We start from the raw sequence: 17,128 nt of genomic DNA, 5'->3' as shown, positions 1-17,128 counted from the left end.
AAAAGAAGAGTTCGAAAAAAAAGGATTTCCGCCTACGCCCTCACGCAAACCTGAACAACAATTCAAATCCATTTTAAAAATGAAATTAAGGAATATTAGAGTAAACATTTGACCTTGATCAAGTAAGTTTCGGCTAAAGCCAGTGGAAAATCCCCGATATTAAATCGGCTAAAGACCGCTCCTATTGATCGTAAAAAAAAATGATTATGAAAAACGAACTCATTACAATAAGGTCTATTATCTTTCATCTAACAGCGAAGCGGTCTATCATCTTTGATCTACCAGCACAGTGATCTATAATCTAAGATACAAATTTCTTCCGCTCTTCCGCCGTCGGGATTTCACACGCGCCTGCAGCCAGTTTCTTTCGGTTTGCCGCTACTCTATCGTAGAAAAAATCAGTGAGTGAAGTTGGGATATATCTGAAATACGACAGCAAGGTATATAGTCCACCGATCACTTCAGAAATTTTGAAAACCGCTTGGGACTTTTGCAAATAATATTTTTCTGGTTTCCAAAGATACAGCGTATCCAGATTCTTTAATTCTAAATTTCTTTCACTTAGAAACTGCTGTCCAAATTCAGATTGTAAGGAGGCAAATAGAAATTGATTTTTTACATCTTTTTTTAAGATCCAGTGCACCCAGAAATTACAAAAACCACATTCTCCATCGTAGAAAACATAGTATTTATTGGTATTGACGTTGGTCATTATTTAATTTTGAAATCAGATTTCTCAAGCCCAGTTGGGATATCATTTAAAATTCTGGTATCGTTTTCCATGAATTTGAAATACTCAATCATTACTTTTTTGTCAGCCGCACTTAGCTTTGCTTCTGGATGAGCAAGCACATAAGAATCCAGTGGCATTTCACCTTTCTCTATCATTTCAGCGGCTTCCTTCAATTTTTTGACTTGTCTCTTTTTTTCATAAGTCGCAAAAGTAGAGAAATTTAATTCTTTACGTCCTTCTTTAATATGATCTGCTAAAAACCATCCAAAAGGTTGCACGTTCGAATACCAAGGATATTTCGATTCATTGCTGTGACAGTCATAACAGGCATTTCGAATTAAAGTTGCCGTTTTTTCCGGAGTAGCTTTAATTTGTAAGAAATCCATTTTTGGCGTAGCAGCTGGATTATTTTTATCAATGGGAAAAAATTGAATCAGAACGAAGGCTACAATGATAATTATCAGTATTTTTTTCATGAAGAAAATTTTGTTTTGTGAATTTATAACTTTAATTTTAAATGAGAAAAACCTGTAGCTGTTATAGATTTTATAAATCGAAAAAGTTTTTATGATTGATAAAAACTTTATAGATTTGCACAAGTAAAATAAAAAAAACAATATTATGTCATTAGTAGGAAAAAAATTCCCAAACATCGCAATTGATGCAATGTCAGAAATGGGTGATGATTTAAAAATCAACATCTTTGAAGAAACAACTAAGAACCAACAAAAAGTTCTTTTATTCTGGTATCCAAAAGATTTTACTTTTGTTTGTCCAACAGAACTTCACGCATTCCAAGAGGCTTTAGGAGAATTTGAAAAAAGAAATACCAAAGTGATCGGTGCTTCTTGTGACACCAATGAAGTACACTTTGCGTGGTTAAACACTGCGAAAGACAACGGAGGAATCGAAGGCGTTACATACCCGATCTTAGCAGATACGCACAGACAATTAGCCAATATCTTAGGAATTGTTGATCAGGATTTTGACTATGATGAAGAAGGAAACGAATCTTTCACAGGATCAAACGTGACTTATCGAGCAACTTATTTAGTTGATGAAACAGGAAAAATCTTCCACGAAGCGGTAAATGATATGCCTTTAGGAAGAAATGTGAAAGAATTTTTAAGATTGATCGACGCTTATACGCACGTTCAGAAACACGGTGAAGTTTGTCCTGCAAACTGGGAAGAAGGAAAAGATGCGATGCAAGCCAACAGAACTTCGACTGCAGAATATTTAGCTTCTCACTCCAACTAAAAAAAAAGAATTATGTACACAGAATTAGCGGAAGATACGTTACAACAAATTGTAGCAGACAATGATAAAGTGGTTGTACAATACGGTGCAACATGGTGTGGAAACTGCCGGATCATGAAACCTAAATTCAAAAAATTGGCGGCGGAAAATGAAGATATTCCTTTTCTATATGTTGATGCAGAGAAATTACCTGAAAGTAGAAAATTAGCAACGGTAGATAATTTACCAACATTTGCAATTTTTAAAAATGGGGAATTGGTGAATCAGGTTCAATCGAATCAGGCAGAAAGTCTTATTAATCTTTTTAAAGAACTGAACTAATGAAATTACCTGTAATCAGACAGTTTTATCAAACCCAAACTGTTGAAAATTTAGAGAAAACATTAGAAGTTATTGAAGCATTTACAGAATTCAGAGGAACAACTGAAGAAGACTTGAATGTTGCCGGAGAATTGATTACCAATATCTGTGGCGCACTCGAAGTTCATGCAAATGTTGCGAACGGAATGGTAGAAAGAGATGCCCTTAATTCTTTTGCAAAAAAAGTTTTAGGCTCGATCGATAAGTAGTATTTAGTAAAAATGAAGAAGAAAGGCGGGAAAATTATTTCCCGCCTTTTTTATTTTAATCGTCATCACGATCTTTTCCTTTTTTATAGTATTTGCTATTGTTCTGCTTTTTATACTCTTTATATTGTCTTTTTCTTCGGTCATCGTTACGATCATCATTGTCATCATCATATTTCTTCCACTGATTGTTTCTTTTATTCTGTTGACCTTTCGCATAATCCTTGGCATTTCCACCATAAATCTTTTTGGCTTGTCCCGGCGGTAAATTTCTTCTATTTTGGTTCGGATAGTAAACCGTTTGATTTCCATTTCTACCTAAAATTCCAGGTTTTCCGTAAACATCACCCGTTCTTACTACTCTACCGTTTTGGTAAACATTCCCATTTCGATCCCGATACACGTCGCCTCTTCTGTAAACCTGTCCGTCATTGGCTCTGTAAACCGTTCCGTTATTGGTTCCGTTATTTGGATAATTGTTTCCGTTGTTATTTCCGTACTGATCCTGAACTGCACCGCAAGAAACCAGCGTAACCGCTAACCCTGCACCTAAAAGTATTTTCGATAAATTATTCATTGTATTAAATTTAAAAGTTATCAGCTACATTTCCATAACAGTGCCAAACTATTAAATTCATAAAAGAATGCTATTATAAGGATACAGTTGAGGATAAACTTTCAGCTACTTTCAAAGCGCATTTTTCTCCATCAATCGCCGCAGAGATAATTCCGCCTGCATAACCTGCACCTTCGCCACACGGATACAATCCTTTAATCTGAAGATGCTCCAATGAATAATGATCTCTTGGAATACGAACGGGTGAGGAAGTTCTACTTTCTGGCGCGTGTAAAATTGCTTCGTTCGTCAAATAACCTTTCATTGATTTTCCAAATTCTATAAAACCTTGACGCATAATTTGACTTAAAAAGCCTGGAAAAACTTCACCCATTTCCACAGCAGTCGTCCCGGGAACATAAGATGTTTTTGGAATATCTTGAGAAATTTTGTGCTGTGTAAAATCGACCATTCTTTGTGCGGGAGCTTTTTGAGTTTCGCCAGCTAAATGCCAGGCTTTTTGCTCGATCGCTTTCTGAAATTCCATTCCGGCTAAAGGCCCAAATTTTTGATACGGTTTAAAATCTTCTAATTTTAATTCAACTACAATTCCTGAATTGGCCGTTGACTGATCTCTTTTAGAAGGTGACCATCCATTAGTGACTACTTCTCCCGGACTCGTCGCACACGGCGCAATCACCCCGCCCGGACACATACAAAAGGAATACATTCCACGACTGTTCACTTGCTTTACTACAGAGTATGGTGCTGGTGGCAAAAACTCACCACGGTAATCGCATGAATACTGAATTTTATCAATTAATTCCTGTGGATGTTCTGCTCGAACTCCTAACGCAAAAGGTTTGGCTTCAATCAGAATATTCTTTTTATGAAGCAATTCAAAAATATCACGTGCCGAATGTCCGGTTGCTAAAATAACTTTATTGGCAGAAATGGTGTTTCCATTTTGAAGAACGACGCCTTGAACTTCGTTACTTTTAATCAGAAAATCAGTGACACGAGTTTCAAATAAAACTTCGCCACCACAAGCAATAATTTTTTCCCGAATGTCCTGAATAATTTGAGGTAATTTATTGGTACCGATATGTGGATGCGCATCTACCATAATATCAGGTGTCGCTCCAAAAGCAACAAAGAGCTCGAGAATCCGATCAATATCGCCACGCTTTTTTGATCGTGTATATAATTTTCCATCCGAATACGTTCCGGCTCCACCTTCGCCAAAACAGTAATTCGAATCTTCATTGACGATGCCATCTACATTGATCGCTTTCAGATCACGACGACGACCACGAACATCTTTTCCACGCTCTAAAACGATTGGTTTCAATCCGAGTTCGATGAGTTGTAATGCTGCAAATAATCCCGCCGGACCGGCACCGACCACGATTACTTCTTGTTTATTGGTAACATTCTGATAATCGGGCAATTCAATTTGACCAGGAGTATAATCTTCATCAATTAAAAAAGCATTTCCTTTTACATTAACTTTTACAGATTTTTGTCGGGCATCAAAAGAGCGTTTCAAAACGACTACTTTCTGAATATCCTTCGGACTGATTTTTAAATTTTTTGCAACTTGTTGTGTTAACAACTCTTCGTTGGCAGCAGCTTCAGGTGATACTTGAAATTGAAATTCTTTCGGCATTGAATAAAATTAAGGACAAAGTTTTAAAAGATTCTGATCAACTCAAATTCTTCAGTTTGCAAATTTCTGCTTTTTTAGGCAATAAAAATAGTGTGGTTAACATTAAATTCCCACCACTCGACTTCTTCGTTCTAATAAAACGATATCTCGCCATTGACCATTCATCTCTCCTATTTTCTCGCGGGTTCCGACCACTCTAAATCCATGCTTGTCGTGAATTTTTACGCTCACGAAATTCTCTGGAAAAATTCCCGCTTGTAAAGTCCAGAACTGGTTTTCCTCACTATCCAAAATTAATTTTTTCATCATCACCGTTCCCAAACCTTTTCCCTGAACGGAACCATCCAGATAAATACTTACTTCTGCCACGCCTTTAAAACAATCCCGATTACTGATTGGCTGCAAAGCACACCAACCAACGACTTCATTATTTTCATCCTCTAAAACAAAACGGCAAAGATTAAAATGCTTGGTATCCCAAGCTTCCCAAGTCGGCGCCACTTTATCGAAGGTCGCATTTCCACCGTTGATTCCCTGTTGAAAAATTTCTAAAACTTTCTCGCCATCTTCCGGACGCATTGGTCGTATTTCGTAATTCATTTTTATATTATTAAACATGTTATTTTTTTTAACCACAAAGTCACAAAAGAATACTTCACAAAAATTACAATAAAAGTTCACAAAAGAGAAAATCTATAGATTTTCAAAACTTCATGTTCTCTTTGCAGGGAATATTTTAAACTTTCATGAATAAACCTTTGTGACTTTGTGGCTTAGAACACTGATATTTAATTTATTTTCCTTCCGGTAAAGCACGAACATAATTGAGTTTAATATTTATGGCTTTTTCTAGGGAACTTCCGATGGCGTCGTGTAAATATAGTAGAACCATTTTCCTTATCCATTGAAATTACACTGATATTTCCATCGACTTCTAAAACCGCTAATTTCACCTCCGCTATTTTTTCAACGCCATGTTCGCGAACAGCTTCTTCCAGTTCATCAAAATCAATCTCCTGTTCCTTCATTTTAATATTATCTACAATTCCATCTTTAATTAAAATTATGGGATCAGATTCTACCAAACTTTTGATTCTTGGATTTTTAAAAATCACTTTCTTCACGATAAAATTTGCACCAAATAAAACAAATGCTGCAACCAATCCTCCTTCTAAACTAACATTAGAACCCACCATTGCATTTTGTACCGCATTCGAAATCAATAAAAGCAAAACAATATCACCCGCATTGAGCTGCGACAATTGGTTTTTCCCAAAAACGCGAATGGCAGCAAACATGAAAAGATAGACCGCAAGACTGCGTAAAGCAACATCTAGAAAAGGATTCATTATTTTCAGTTTTATACTACAAAGTAAAAGAAAATAAAAAAACCGAACATCACATTCGGTTTTTGATTTAAAAATATTTTTATCTAATTTAATTCTCTCTTCAAGAACTTAGCCGTCAAAGATTTTTTAGATCTGGCTACCTCTTCCGGAGTTCCTTTAGCGATAATTTCTCCACCTCGGTATCCACCCTCAGGTCCAATATCGATGATATGATCTGCCAGTTTAATCACATCTAAATTGTGCTCAATAATGATGAAAGAATTTCCTAAATCGATCAATTTATTAATAGCGTCCATCAAGACTTTTACATCTTCAAAATGTAATCCTGTCGTTGGTTCATCAAGAATGTATAAAGTATTTCCGGTCTGTCTCTTCGATAATTCTGTGGCCAATTTAATACGCTGAGCTTCTCCACCACTCAAGGTTGTAGATTGTTGACCCATCGTGATATATCCTAAACCAACATCCTGCATGGTTTTTACTCTCGAATAAATCTTGGGAATCGGCTGAAAGAATTCTGTAGCTTCATCAATCGTCATTTCCAACACATCAGAAATTGATTTTCCTTTATACCGAACTTCTAAAGTTTCACGGTTAAATCTTTTCCCATTACAAGTTTCACAATGAACATATACGTCGGGCAGGAAATTCATTTCAATGACTTTCAAACCACCACCCTGACAAGTTTCGCAGCGTCCGCCTTTTACATTAAACGAAAATCGTCCTGCTTTGTAACCCCGGATTTTAGACTCTGGAAGTTCCGCAAACAAATTCCGAATATCCGTAAACATTCCCGTATAAGTCGCTGGATTCGAACGTGGTGTTCTACCAATTGGTGTTTGATCAACATCTACAATTTTGTCGATATTATCAATTCCTTCCAATTTTTTGTAGGGCAAAGGATCTTTTACCGCTCTATAAAAATGCTGATTTAAAATCGGATACAAGGTTCCATTAATCAAAGAAGATTTTCCACTTCCCGAAATTCCCGTTACTACAACGAGCTTTCCAAGAGGAACTTCCAAATTCACATTTTTCAGATTATTACCAGTCGCACCTTTTAGAATTAATGATTTCCCATTTCCTTCTCTTCGAACTTCCGGAATTTCAATTTTCCGTTTTCCCGTCATATAATCGGCAGTAATGGTGTCGGCTTTCAATAAATCTTTTGGTTTTCCCTGCCAAAGTATTTCACCACCAAATTTCCCAGCTCTTGGACCAATATCTAAAACCTCATCGGCTTCCATAATCATGTCCTTATCATGTTCGACCACGATAACAGAATTGCCGATATCACGCAAATTTTTCAAAGAAGCAATCAACCTTTCGTTATCTCGCTGATGTAATCCAATTGACGGTTCATCTAAAATGTAAAGCACATTTACGAGTTGTGAGCCGATTTGGGTAGCCAAACGAATCCGTTGAGATTCACCACCAGAAAGCGTTCTTGAACTTCTGCTCAAACTCAAATAGTCTAGACCAACATCGAGCAAAAACTGAAGTCTGGTTTTGATTTCTTTCAGAATTTCGTGCGCAATGATTTTGTTATTCTTATTGAATTTATCTTCTACCTGGATCAACCATTCTTTTAAATCTAAAAGTGATAAAGCATTGATCTCTGCGATATTTTTTCCATCGATTTTAAAACTTAAACTCGATGCCTGTAATCGCGTTCCATTACAGTCCGGACAAGTTTCTTCGGTCGTGAAGTGGCGTTCCAACAAAGTAGCATCGTAGCTTTCTTTATCATCAATCAGCTCATTTATTACGGAAATCAGTCCATCAAAATTGACTTTAATTTTTTTATTGATTCCGGCCAGTTTTAAATCTTTATTGAATTCTTTGTGACAACCGTTATAGATAAAATCCAGGGCTTCTTTCGGAATATCTTTCATCGGCGTCGCTAATGAAAGCCCATAAATTTCTAAGATATTTTTAATTTGACCCAGAATCCATTTGTTCGATTTGATATCTTCCAGCGGACGTAAACCACCTTGATTGATCGAAAGCTTAGGGTTTTCAACAAAATAGTCAGTGTTTACTTTTTTTACCGTTCCTAAACCTTTGCAATACGGACAACTTCCTTTTGGAGAGTTGAACGAGAAGGTATTTGGTTCTGGTAATGCCAATGAATGTCCGGTGTCGGCGTCCATTAAATTTTTAGAAAAATATTCGATCGTTGAACTTGCGAGTTTTTGAATTCCAATCACGCCTTCACCCATGTGCAACGCAGTTTTCAATGATTGTTCCATGCGGGTTTCAGACGCACTTTCACCAATGATCCAGCGATCAATGACGATATCGATGTCGTGGGTTTTGTAGCGGTCGAGTTTTAAATCGTATTCAATGTCCAAAATCTCACCATCAATTCTGGCTTGTCCGTATCCTTTCTTAGCCATTTGCACAAAAAGCTCATGGTAATGTCCTTTACGGGAACGAACAACTGGCGCCAATAACATTACTTTCTCTCCTTTATAATTGAGTTTGATGGCTTCTAAAATCTGTTCTTCGGTATAACTTACCAACCGCTGCCCAGTTGTTAAAGAGTACGCATCTGAAACTCTAGCGAAAAGCAAACGTAAAAAGTCATACAATTCAGTCACCGTTCCTACTGTAGAACGTGGATTTTTATTGGTCGTTTTCTGTTCGATGGCGATTACTGGTGAAAGTCCGTCGATCTTGTCAACATCGGGTCTTTCTAAACCACCCAAAAACTGTCGGGCGTAGGCAGAGAAAGTTTCAATATACCTCCGCTGACCTTCCGCAAAGATCGTATCAAAAGCCAATGATGATTTCCCACTTCCTGAAAGTCCGGTGATTACTACCAGTTCATTGCGGGGAATTTTTACATCGATATTTTTTAAATTGTGTTCACGAGCGCCGTAAACTTCTATATATTCTTTAGGGTCTTCCATTTTAAATGTTCCAAAATTTCAATTTTTGGAATTCTGCAAAAATACGGATTTTTTAGAGGATAATAAAGTAAGAATTCTTATTTGTAATTAGCTAAAACTAAAAAATGATAACCTGAAATTGGCTTTTAACCTTTTGTATTTGAATTAAAAACATCAGATATTGAAATTATTTACTGATTTTAAAATCGCAGAATTCGCAGACTTTCCAATATCAAAAATATTGCCGAAAAATTTGATATCAATAAGGTTTAAAGTGGTGTAGATTTAGCTAAAGAAATAAGAACTTAACAAAAATGACTCTGATATATCTTGTGTCTTGAATCACCTGATTTGCAATTATCGTGATACTACATTCGTTAAATTCCTGCGAATCATCCATATCAACATGAAGTCCATACATTTAATCATGGCATAAAAGGTTAATTAACAGCACCTTTGTATAAATAATTTTTAAAAAATAGGATTTATTTCCACGGGGATGAATTATCAGAAACCATTCTTTATACTAAAATAAAAGTAAAACAATATGGAAAATTTAAAAGAGCAAGTGATCATCGTAACAGGAGGTGCATCTGGAATTGGTGGCGCAATTACAACCGTACTAACTCAACGTGGCGCCTCTGTCATTGCAGTTGATATCAATGAAGAAGCAGGACAGCAAAAAGTACTGGAAAACCCTACTCAGATTGTCTTTCTAAACGGAGATGTATCCAAAGAATCTGTAGCGATAGAAGCCGTAAAATTAGCTTTATCAACTTTCGGAAAACTGACAGGTTTAGTGAATAATGCGCACGCCTCGAGACAAAAACCACTGATCGAACTGACCGTAGAAGATTGGTCTTTATCTTTTGAAACTGGCTTTAATGCAACGCTGAATTTTATGAAAGCTGCCTATCCTGAATTAAAAAAATCAAAAGGATCTGTAGTCAATTTTGGATCCGGAGCGGCGCTGAACGGACAATCGGGACAGGCAAGTTACGCTGCAGCAAAGGAAGCCATTCGGGGTTTAAGTCGTGTCGCCGCAACCGAATGGGGGAGAGATAATATAAGAGTTAATGTCGTTTGCCCACTTGCTTTAACTGAAGGCGTTGAGAAATGGAAAAAAAGCAGTCCCGAGCAATATGATCAAATAGCGGCACATATCCCACTCAATCATTTCGGAGATCCAAAAAAAGATATTGCACCTATCGTGGCTTTTTTATTGAGTGACGACAGCCAGTACATGACTGGGCAGACGCTTATGGCAGATGGCGGCGATATTAAATTGAGATAAATGCTACTTTTGGGTACTTCAAATTTTTTTTAAAGAATTCGGGTATCTCGAAAAGCAGAATTATAAAAAACAGAATATGAAAGATAAAAAAATTGTAATTATTGGAGGTGGATTTGCCGGGATCAACCTGGCGCGAAAAATGGGTGGTAAGAAAGGAGTTCAGGTCACACTCGTTGACAGAAATAACTATAACTTTTTCCCACCCTTACTCTATCAGGTCGCCACCGGAATGCTTGATGTTTCCAGTATTTCAATTCCGTTTCGCACACTTTTAAAAGGAAATAAAAACCTGCATTTTCGCTTAGGCGAATTGGAGGGAATCATGCCTGATTTAAATAAAGTAAAACTTTCGACCGGTGAATTGTCCTACGATTTTTTAGTGATGGCAACAGGCACAGAAGCTAATTATTTCGGGATGGAGAATATTAAAAAGAATTCTCTTCCGATGAAAAACATCGACGATGCGGTTAAGATTCGAAACTTTTTGATCTCACAGGCTGAAAAATATACTTACTCCACCGACGAAGAAGAAAAAAGAAAGATCCGGAATATTGTTATTTCCGGTGCCGGACCTTCAGGCGTCGAAGTGGCCGGAATGATCGCTGAAATGCGCAGCCGTGTGCTTTCTGAAATTTATCCCGAAATTAAAAATGAACCTTTACATCTTTATTTGGTCGATGGTGCGCCAACGGTATTGCCACCGATGAGCGAGAAATCACAGAAATACACCAAGGAAAGTTTGGAAGAAATGGGCGTCACCGTGAAACTAAACAAATTGGTTTCAGATTTTAAAGATGATAAAGTTTATTTCAAAGATGGCGACGTTATTGAAACTAAAACTTTGATCTGGACTGCCGGTGTGACGGCAATAAAATTTAAAGGTCTCGATGATGAATGGTATGGTCGAGGAAGTAGACTTATCGTTGATCAATTTAATAAAGTTGAAAACACCGCTAATATTTTCGCGATTGGTGATGCGTGCATTCAAATGGCCGATCCGGACTTCCCAAAAGGACATCCTCAATTAGGCAGTGTTGCCGAACAACAGGGAATTAATTTGGCCAAGAATCTGGTAGCGATAGCCAATAACTCTTTAGAAGATCTCAAACCATTTATTTACAATGATAAAGGAACAATGGCAATTATTGGAAAAAGCAGAGCGACTGCCGATCTTACCTTTCCGAAAACGACCTTAACAGGTTGGCTTGCCTGGTTCGCTTGGCTATTTATTCACTTGTTCCTGCTCATCAACTATCGAAACAGACTACGAACCATGATCAACTGGACGGGTGCTTACTTTGGTTCTGGACAATCTCAAGGCCTGATGGTCGGAGAAACTCGGCAAAACAAAGCAGACGAGACTGAGACAGAAAAGATATAAAGTTTTTTTTAAAAAAAATATGAACTAAAGAATAGCTGATTGAAAGATTAGCTATTCTTCTTTATAAAAAAGGAACTCCTGACATAAAGCATCATCGAAAATTTTATTTAAAAATTGATTTCCACTAAATTTGAGTGAATCAAAAATACCAGAATATGAGTTTCCCAACCGACTTAGAAATTGCAGAATCCGCCGACATTCAATTGATCAAAAACATTGCTGATAAAGTAGGCATTGATCATGATGACCTGGAATACTACGGAAAATACAAAGCCAAAATTCCTTTAAAATACATCGATGAAGAAAAAATTAAAAAGGCAAAACTGATTTTAGTTACTGCCATTAATCCAACGCCAGCCGGTGAAGGAAAAACCACGGTTTCTGTCGGTTTGAATGATGGTTTATGTAAGATTGGAAAAAAATCAATAGCGGTTTTACGAGAACCGTCGCTGGGTCCGGTTTTTGGCGTTAAAGGTGGCGCTGCTGGTGGTGGTTATGCGCAACTCATTCCCATGGTAGATATTAATCTGCATTTCACCGGTGACTTTTCGGCGATTGAAAAAGCGAATAATTTATTGTCCGCTTTGATTGATAATAATTTACAGAACAAAAAATTCACTTTAAATATTGATCCAAGAACAATTACCTGGAAAAGAGTGATGGATATGAATGACCGTTCTCTTCGCCACATTATCGTTGGTTTAGGTGGTTCGAATAATGGAATTACGCGGGAAGAAGGTTTCAATATTACACCAGCGAGTGAAGTGATGGCGATCTTATGTTTAAGCAGTGACTTCGAAGATCTGAAAAACAGATTAGGAAATATTTTTGTTGGTTTTACTTTTGATAAAAAACCAATTTTTGCCAGAGATTTAAAGGCAGAAAATGCCATGGCAATTTTACTAAAAGATGCGATTAAACCAAATCTTGTTCAGACTTTAGAAGGCAATCCAGCGATTCTTCACGGCGGACCTTTTGCTAATATTGCGCAAGGAACCAATACGATTATCGCAACTAAAGCAGGACTTTCTCTAGCAGATTATGTGGTAACAGAAGCGGGATTCGGAGCAGATCTAGGTGCGGAAAAATTCCTGCATATTAAATGTCATTATGGTAAAATGAAACCTGATGCTTACGTGATTGTCGCAACCATTCGCGCTCTAAGGTATCATGGTGGTGCGAAAAAAGGAGAATACGAAAATCCGAATTTAGAATGTCTAAAAAATGGATTTGAAAATCTGGAGAAACATATTGAGAACGCGTTAAAATTCGGAATGCAGCCAATCGTTGCCGTTAATCATTTCGCGACCGATTCTCAGGAAGAGATTGAATTTCTAATAAGTGAGTGCGCAAAACTAAATGTGAAAGCAATTGTTGCAGATGAGTTTACAAAAGGAGGTGACGGAATGATCGAACTGGCCGAGGAAGTTGTTCGTTGTGCTGCTGACTGTGGGAACGATTTTAAACCATTATACAACGTAGAAGATTCTGTAGAACACAAAATTGAAACGATTGCTAAGGAAGTTTATGGTGCAGAATCAGTTGTTTATTCTCAAAAAGCGAAAAATCAACTGAAGACTATTTATGATTTAAATTTCGACAAACTGCCTATTTGTATGGCGAAAACACAAAAATCTCTAAGTGACGATGAAACCAAAATCGGACGACCAACCAACTTCAAAATTACCGTTCGGGAGTTTGAATTCGCTGCTGGTGCAGGGTTTATTATTCCGATTTTGGGCGATATGATGAGAATGCCAGGTTTACCTAACGTTCCGGCAGCGGAAGGAATGCACATCGACAAGAATGGAAAAATAACGGGCTTGAGTTAATTCAAAACTATTATTGAATTTTTAAACCACAAGAGGTATACGCATTTATAATTTCATCTTTTGTGATCTTTGTGGTTACATTTCATTATCATGTTATACTATTAATTCGCCAACTTCTTTAAGATATAATTAGAGATATTGGCGAATTCTTTATTTATAAGCAGTACTATTTCAATTTTTTAATTTCAACATGGATTTAAATCTTCTCTGATAATCACAAAAATTATTCAAAATTTATTTAAGTTTGTAAGAAGTAAAAATGAAATTATGGATAGTATCAGTCGAAAGAACTTTCTAAAAATGTCTGCCCTCGGATTTGGTGCACTCATCGTTCCCAATTCTTTATTCGCCTACGAAGGCAACAAACCATTCGCACAAAAAGTACGCGTTGGTTTGATTGGAGTTGGAATGCGTGGACAAAACCACATCGATGTTCTCGCAAAAAGGGACGATGTAGAAATTGTTGCTTTCGCTGATCCTCAAAAAATAATGCTGAAAGGAGCACAGGATCTTTTACTTAAAAACGGCAGACCTGCGGCACAAGAATTTTCCAATGGCGATTACGATTACAGAAATCTTTTGAAAATGAAAAATCTGGATGCAGTGATTATTTCCACGCCGTGGGAATGGCATAAAATTCAGGGAATTGAATCCATGAAAGCCAAGAAAATTGTGGGAATGGAAGTTGGTGGAGCGTTAAAGTTACAGGACTGCTGGGATTACGTTGAAGCCTATGAGGAAACTAAAGTTCCGATTTTTGCGATGGAAAATGTTTGTTACCGACGAGATGTAATGTCCATTTTAAATATGGTTCGAAAAGGAATGTTCGGTGAATTGATCCACGGACAAGGCGGATATCTGCACGATCTGCGCGGCGTTTTATTTAATGATGGCGTAACTCCTTATAATTCCGGAGTAGAATTTGGCGAAAAAGGATTTAGTGAAGCACAATGGAGAACGGAGCATAATGTTAAAAGAAATGGCGAATTATATCCGACCCACGGAATTGGTCCGGTTGGAATTATGTTCGATGTGAACCGCGGAAACCGCCTGACGAGATTATCTTCATTTTCGAGTAAAGCCAAAGGTTTGCATGATTATATCGTCAACCATCCAAAAGGTGGTGAAGATCACCCGAATGCAAAAGTAGAATTCAAAATGGGAGATGTGGTCACGACTCAAATTGCCTGTGCAAATGGAGAAACCATTTTATTGACCCACGATACGAGTTTACAACGACCTTATAATCTTGGTTTCAAAGTTCAGGGAACCAAAGGTATTTGGCAGGATTTCGGGTCGGGAGGATTTAGTCAGGGACATATTTATTTTGAAGGATTGATGAATCATTCTCACAAATGGGATAATAGTGAAAAATGGTTGAAAGAAAACGATCATCCACTGTGGACCAACTACGAATCGAAAACTGCAGGCGCTGGACATGGCGGTATGGATTTCTTCGTCATCAATACGTTCATCGAATGTATTAAGCGAAATGTAGAATTCCCGATGGATGTTTATGATTTGGCAACTTGGTATGCAATTACGCCTTTAAGCGAGGAATCTATCGAGAAAAATACGGTCGTGGAAATCCCGGATTTCACCAAAGGAAAATGGAAAACCAGAAAACCAGTATTCGGATTTGATGGAGAATTCTAAAAAATCAATCGTCATCTTAGCGGGAGGTTTTGGAAGTCGCTATCAGGGTTTAAAACAAATTGACGGCATTCTTCCGAACAATGCAACGTTGCTCGAATATTCTATTTTCGATGCGATAAAAGTGGGTTTTAAGAAAATAGTTTTCATTATTAATGAATCGATTCCTGAAAGTTATATTGAGCGAGTTTCAGGAATTCTTGTGTCTAAAAACATAGAATTCCACTGGATTATTCAGGATAAAAATGATTTTGTTTCTGACGAAAATTTATTAGAACAAAGAACCAAACCCTGGGGAACGGCTCATGCGGTTTTGTGTGCAGAAAAAGTGGTGAAAGAAAATTTCGTCGTTATTAATGCAGATGATTATTACGGAACTGAAGTTTATCAAATAGCGGCAAACCTCATCAATGAAGAAAAAATTGATGATGAAAATTACGCTGCCGTTTTGTATCCATTAAAAAACACGTTGAGTAAAAACGGAAGTGTTTCGCGCGGTAGATGTGAAGTTGATGAAAAGAATAAACTGGTTTCTATTAATGAATTGACCAACATTTCTGAAGAAGAAAATTCTATTTTTTACAGTGATAAAGAAAATAATAAATATGGATTAGAACCAAATCTTTTGATGTCGATGAATTTCTGGATTTTGAATCCTTCAATCTTTAAATTTTTAAAAATAGAATTTGATCAATTTATCGCGGACAAACCTGAAAATACAGACGAAATTTATTTACCAGCCGTAATCGATTCTTTAATTCAAAATAAAGAAATCGAAGTCTCAGTAGAGATTTCGCCGGAACAATGGAAAGGCGTAACCTACCCAGAAGATAAAGTAGAACTTCAGGAATTTTTAAAGCAGAAAATTGCTAATAACATTTACACCGAAGATCTATGGACCCAAAAATAATCGTTAACCAGTTTTTAGGTTCAGTAGAAATTCTATCAATTATGCCGATTGAGAATGGTTTGATCAATCATACTTTCTTGGTCGAAACGGAAAGTGGAAAATTTATTCTGCAACAGATCAATACGTTTATTTTCAAAAATCCGAATGCCATTCAAAACAATCATTTGAAGATTAATGAGATTTTAGATCGTTCTGGTTATTCTAAAAAGACGGTGAAAATAATTCCAACTTTATCGAATGATTTACTTTTTGAAAAAAATAATAAAACATGGAGAATGTTGGAATATCTGGAGAACTCGGTAACTTTTCTGAAACCTTCTTCGACAGAAATCGCTTTTGAGGCCACAAAATGTTTGAGCGAATTTTATAAGATCATCAATCAGGAACAGATCATTTTAGAAGAAACACTTCCTGATTTTATTAATTTTGAAAAGCGAGTTAATGATTTTAAAACGGCTTTAATCCAAGAAACAGAAAGAAAAAAAACAGCAGAAAAAGAAATTAATTTTATTCTGGAATATCTTTCACTTCCGGAAAAATGGATTGAGTTACAAAACCAAGAATCTTTGCCAAATCGAGTTATTCACGCTGATCCAAAAATCAGTAATATTCTTTTCGATAACGAAAATAAAGCGATTGCAGTTATCGATTTGGATACGATGATGAACGGAACGATTCTGTATGATTTCGGCGATATGATTCGTTCATACACTAATAATAGTGATGAAGATGAAGGTTCTGTGAGCGATAATTTTGACGCTGAAAATTATGTCGCTGTTAAAGATGGATTTCTGTTTTATTTGAAAGAAACTTTAACTCCAATCGAATTAGAAAATCTGGATTATGCAGCACAACTGATCACTTATATTCAGGCGGTTCGGTTTCTGACTGATTATCTTAATCACGATATTTATTATTCTGTAAAATATGATTTACAGAATTTAGATCGAACGAAGAACCAAATTAATTTGTTGAAAGGATTGCAACTCTTTCTTAATTAATCAATTTTTCGGATTTCATATCAATTTATT

Annotated in this window: 16 protein-coding genes; 9 read left to right on the top strand and 7 right to left on the bottom strand. The window is 36.6% G+C overall.

Annotated features, from left to right (window positions below):
• Nucleotides 1-301 precede the first annotated feature (301 nt).
• Nucleotides 302-712, bottom strand: a complete 411-nt coding sequence (locus ACEYOS_RS01310; RefSeq protein ID WP_373739220.1) for a thiol-disulfide oxidoreductase DCC family protein — start codon at nucleotides 710-712, stop codon at nucleotides 302-304.
• Nucleotides 712-1,209, bottom strand: a complete 498-nt coding sequence (locus ACEYOS_RS01305; RefSeq protein ID WP_373710273.1) for a heme-binding domain-containing protein — start codon at nucleotides 1,207-1,209, stop codon at nucleotides 712-714. Before ACEYOS_RS01305 ends, ACEYOS_RS01310 begins: the two co-directional genes overlap by 1 nt.
• A gap of 145 nt (nucleotides 1,210-1,354) precedes the next feature.
• On the opposite strand from ACEYOS_RS01305, the gene ACEYOS_RS01300 reads away from it, so the two are divergent.
• The 3 genes from ACEYOS_RS01300 to ACEYOS_RS01290 are packed head-to-tail and all read left to right on the top strand — an operon-like array spanning nucleotide 1,355 to nucleotide 2,562.
• The gene (locus ACEYOS_RS01300; protein WP_373710274.1) at nucleotides 1,355-1,993 is read left to right on the top strand and encodes a peroxiredoxin; all 639 of its coding nucleotides are present in this window, start codon (nucleotides 1,355-1,357) and stop codon (nucleotides 1,991-1,993) included.
• 12 nt (nucleotides 1,994-2,005) lie between these two features.
• Nucleotides 2,006-2,314, top strand: a complete 309-nt coding sequence (locus tag ACEYOS_RS01295; RefSeq protein WP_373710275.1) for a thioredoxin family protein — start codon at nucleotides 2,006-2,008, stop codon at nucleotides 2,312-2,314.
• A complete protein-coding gene (locus ACEYOS_RS01290) occupies nucleotides 2,314-2,562 on the top strand; it encodes a hypothetical protein (protein ID WP_373710276.1) in 249 nt (82 codons plus the stop codon). The genes ACEYOS_RS01295 and ACEYOS_RS01290 overlap by 1 nt, the downstream gene beginning before the upstream one ends.
• 55 nt (nucleotides 2,563-2,617) lie before the next feature.
• Here the strand turns inward: ACEYOS_RS01290 and ACEYOS_RS01285 are convergent, their stop codons facing one another.
• The 5 genes from ACEYOS_RS01285 to uvrA all read right to left on the bottom strand — a co-directional run bounded on the left by ACEYOS_RS01285 (nucleotide 2,618) and on the right by uvrA (nucleotide 9,048).
• Nucleotides 2,618-3,136 (bottom strand): hypothetical protein, encoded by a 519-nt coding sequence (locus tag ACEYOS_RS01285; protein WP_373710277.1) that lies wholly within the window; start codon nucleotides 3,134-3,136, stop codon nucleotides 2,618-2,620.
• Nucleotides 3,137-3,209: 73 nt separating this feature from the next.
• On the bottom strand, nucleotides 3,210-4,784 hold the full coding sequence (locus tag ACEYOS_RS01280; RefSeq protein ID WP_373710278.1) for an FAD-dependent protein: 1,575 nt from the start codon (nucleotides 4,782-4,784) through the stop codon (nucleotides 3,210-3,212).
• 102 nt (nucleotides 4,785-4,886) lie between these two features.
• Nucleotides 4,887-5,384, bottom strand: coding sequence for an N-acetyltransferase family protein (locus ACEYOS_RS01275; protein WP_373710279.1), 498 nt, complete (start codon nucleotides 5,382-5,384; stop codon nucleotides 4,887-4,889).
• Between the two features lie 230 nt (nucleotides 5,385-5,614).
• The gene (locus ACEYOS_RS01270; protein ID WP_373710280.1) at nucleotides 5,615-6,133 is read right to left on the bottom strand and encodes a DUF421 domain-containing protein; all 519 of its coding nucleotides are present in this window, start codon (nucleotides 6,131-6,133) and stop codon (nucleotides 5,615-5,617) included.
• A gap of 83 nt (nucleotides 6,134-6,216) precedes the next feature.
• Nucleotides 6,217-9,048 carry an excinuclease ABC subunit UvrA gene (gene uvrA, locus ACEYOS_RS01265; RefSeq protein ID WP_373710281.1) on the bottom strand — a complete coding sequence of 944 codons (2,832 nt, stop codon included), beginning with the start codon at nucleotides 9,046-9,048 and terminating at the stop codon, nucleotides 6,217-6,219.
• 526 nt (nucleotides 9,049-9,574) lie between these two features.
• Between uvrA and ACEYOS_RS01260 the strand changes: the two genes are divergently transcribed.
• From ACEYOS_RS01260 to ACEYOS_RS01235, 6 genes are all read left to right on the top strand, one after another.
• On the top strand, nucleotides 9,575-10,321 hold the full coding sequence (locus ACEYOS_RS01260) for an SDR family NAD(P)-dependent oxidoreductase (protein ID WP_373710282.1): 747 nt from the start codon (nucleotides 9,575-9,577) through the stop codon (nucleotides 10,319-10,321).
• A gap of 76 nt (nucleotides 10,322-10,397) precedes the next feature.
• The gene (locus tag ACEYOS_RS01255) at nucleotides 10,398-11,702 is read left to right on the top strand and encodes an NAD(P)/FAD-dependent oxidoreductase (RefSeq protein WP_373710283.1); all 1,305 of its coding nucleotides are present in this window, start codon (nucleotides 10,398-10,400) and stop codon (nucleotides 11,700-11,702) included.
• Between the two features lie 155 nt (nucleotides 11,703-11,857).
• Entirely contained in the window at nucleotides 11,858-13,534 is a 1,677-nt protein-coding gene (locus ACEYOS_RS01250) for a formate--tetrahydrofolate ligase (protein WP_373710284.1), read from the top strand.
• A gap of 267 nt (nucleotides 13,535-13,801) precedes the next feature.
• Nucleotides 13,802-15,190: a Gfo/Idh/MocA family protein gene (locus ACEYOS_RS01245; protein WP_373710285.1), complete on the top strand. Its 1,389-nt coding sequence runs from the start codon at nucleotides 13,802-13,804 to the stop codon at nucleotides 15,188-15,190.
• Complete coding sequence (locus tag ACEYOS_RS01240) at nucleotides 15,177-16,097, top strand: NDP-sugar synthase (RefSeq protein ID WP_373710286.1); 921 nt, start codon at nucleotides 15,177-15,179, stop codon at nucleotides 16,095-16,097. The genes ACEYOS_RS01245 and ACEYOS_RS01240 overlap by 14 nt, the downstream gene beginning before the upstream one ends.
• Nucleotides 16,082-17,098, top strand: a complete 1,017-nt coding sequence (locus tag ACEYOS_RS01235) for a phosphotransferase enzyme family protein (RefSeq protein ID WP_373710287.1) — start codon at nucleotides 16,082-16,084, stop codon at nucleotides 17,096-17,098. The genes ACEYOS_RS01240 and ACEYOS_RS01235 overlap by 16 nt, the downstream gene beginning before the upstream one ends.
• Nucleotides 17,099-17,128: the final 30 nt, after the last annotated feature.

Origin of the sequence: Kaistella sp. (genome assembly GCF_041824135.1) — a bacterium.
In the GTDB taxonomy this organism is placed as follows: Bacteria; Bacteroidota; Bacteroidia; order Flavobacteriales; family Weeksellaceae; genus Kaistella.
The sequence above is the reverse complement of the archived record's forward strand: the minus strand, read 5'-3'. Positions and strand labels throughout refer to the sequence as shown.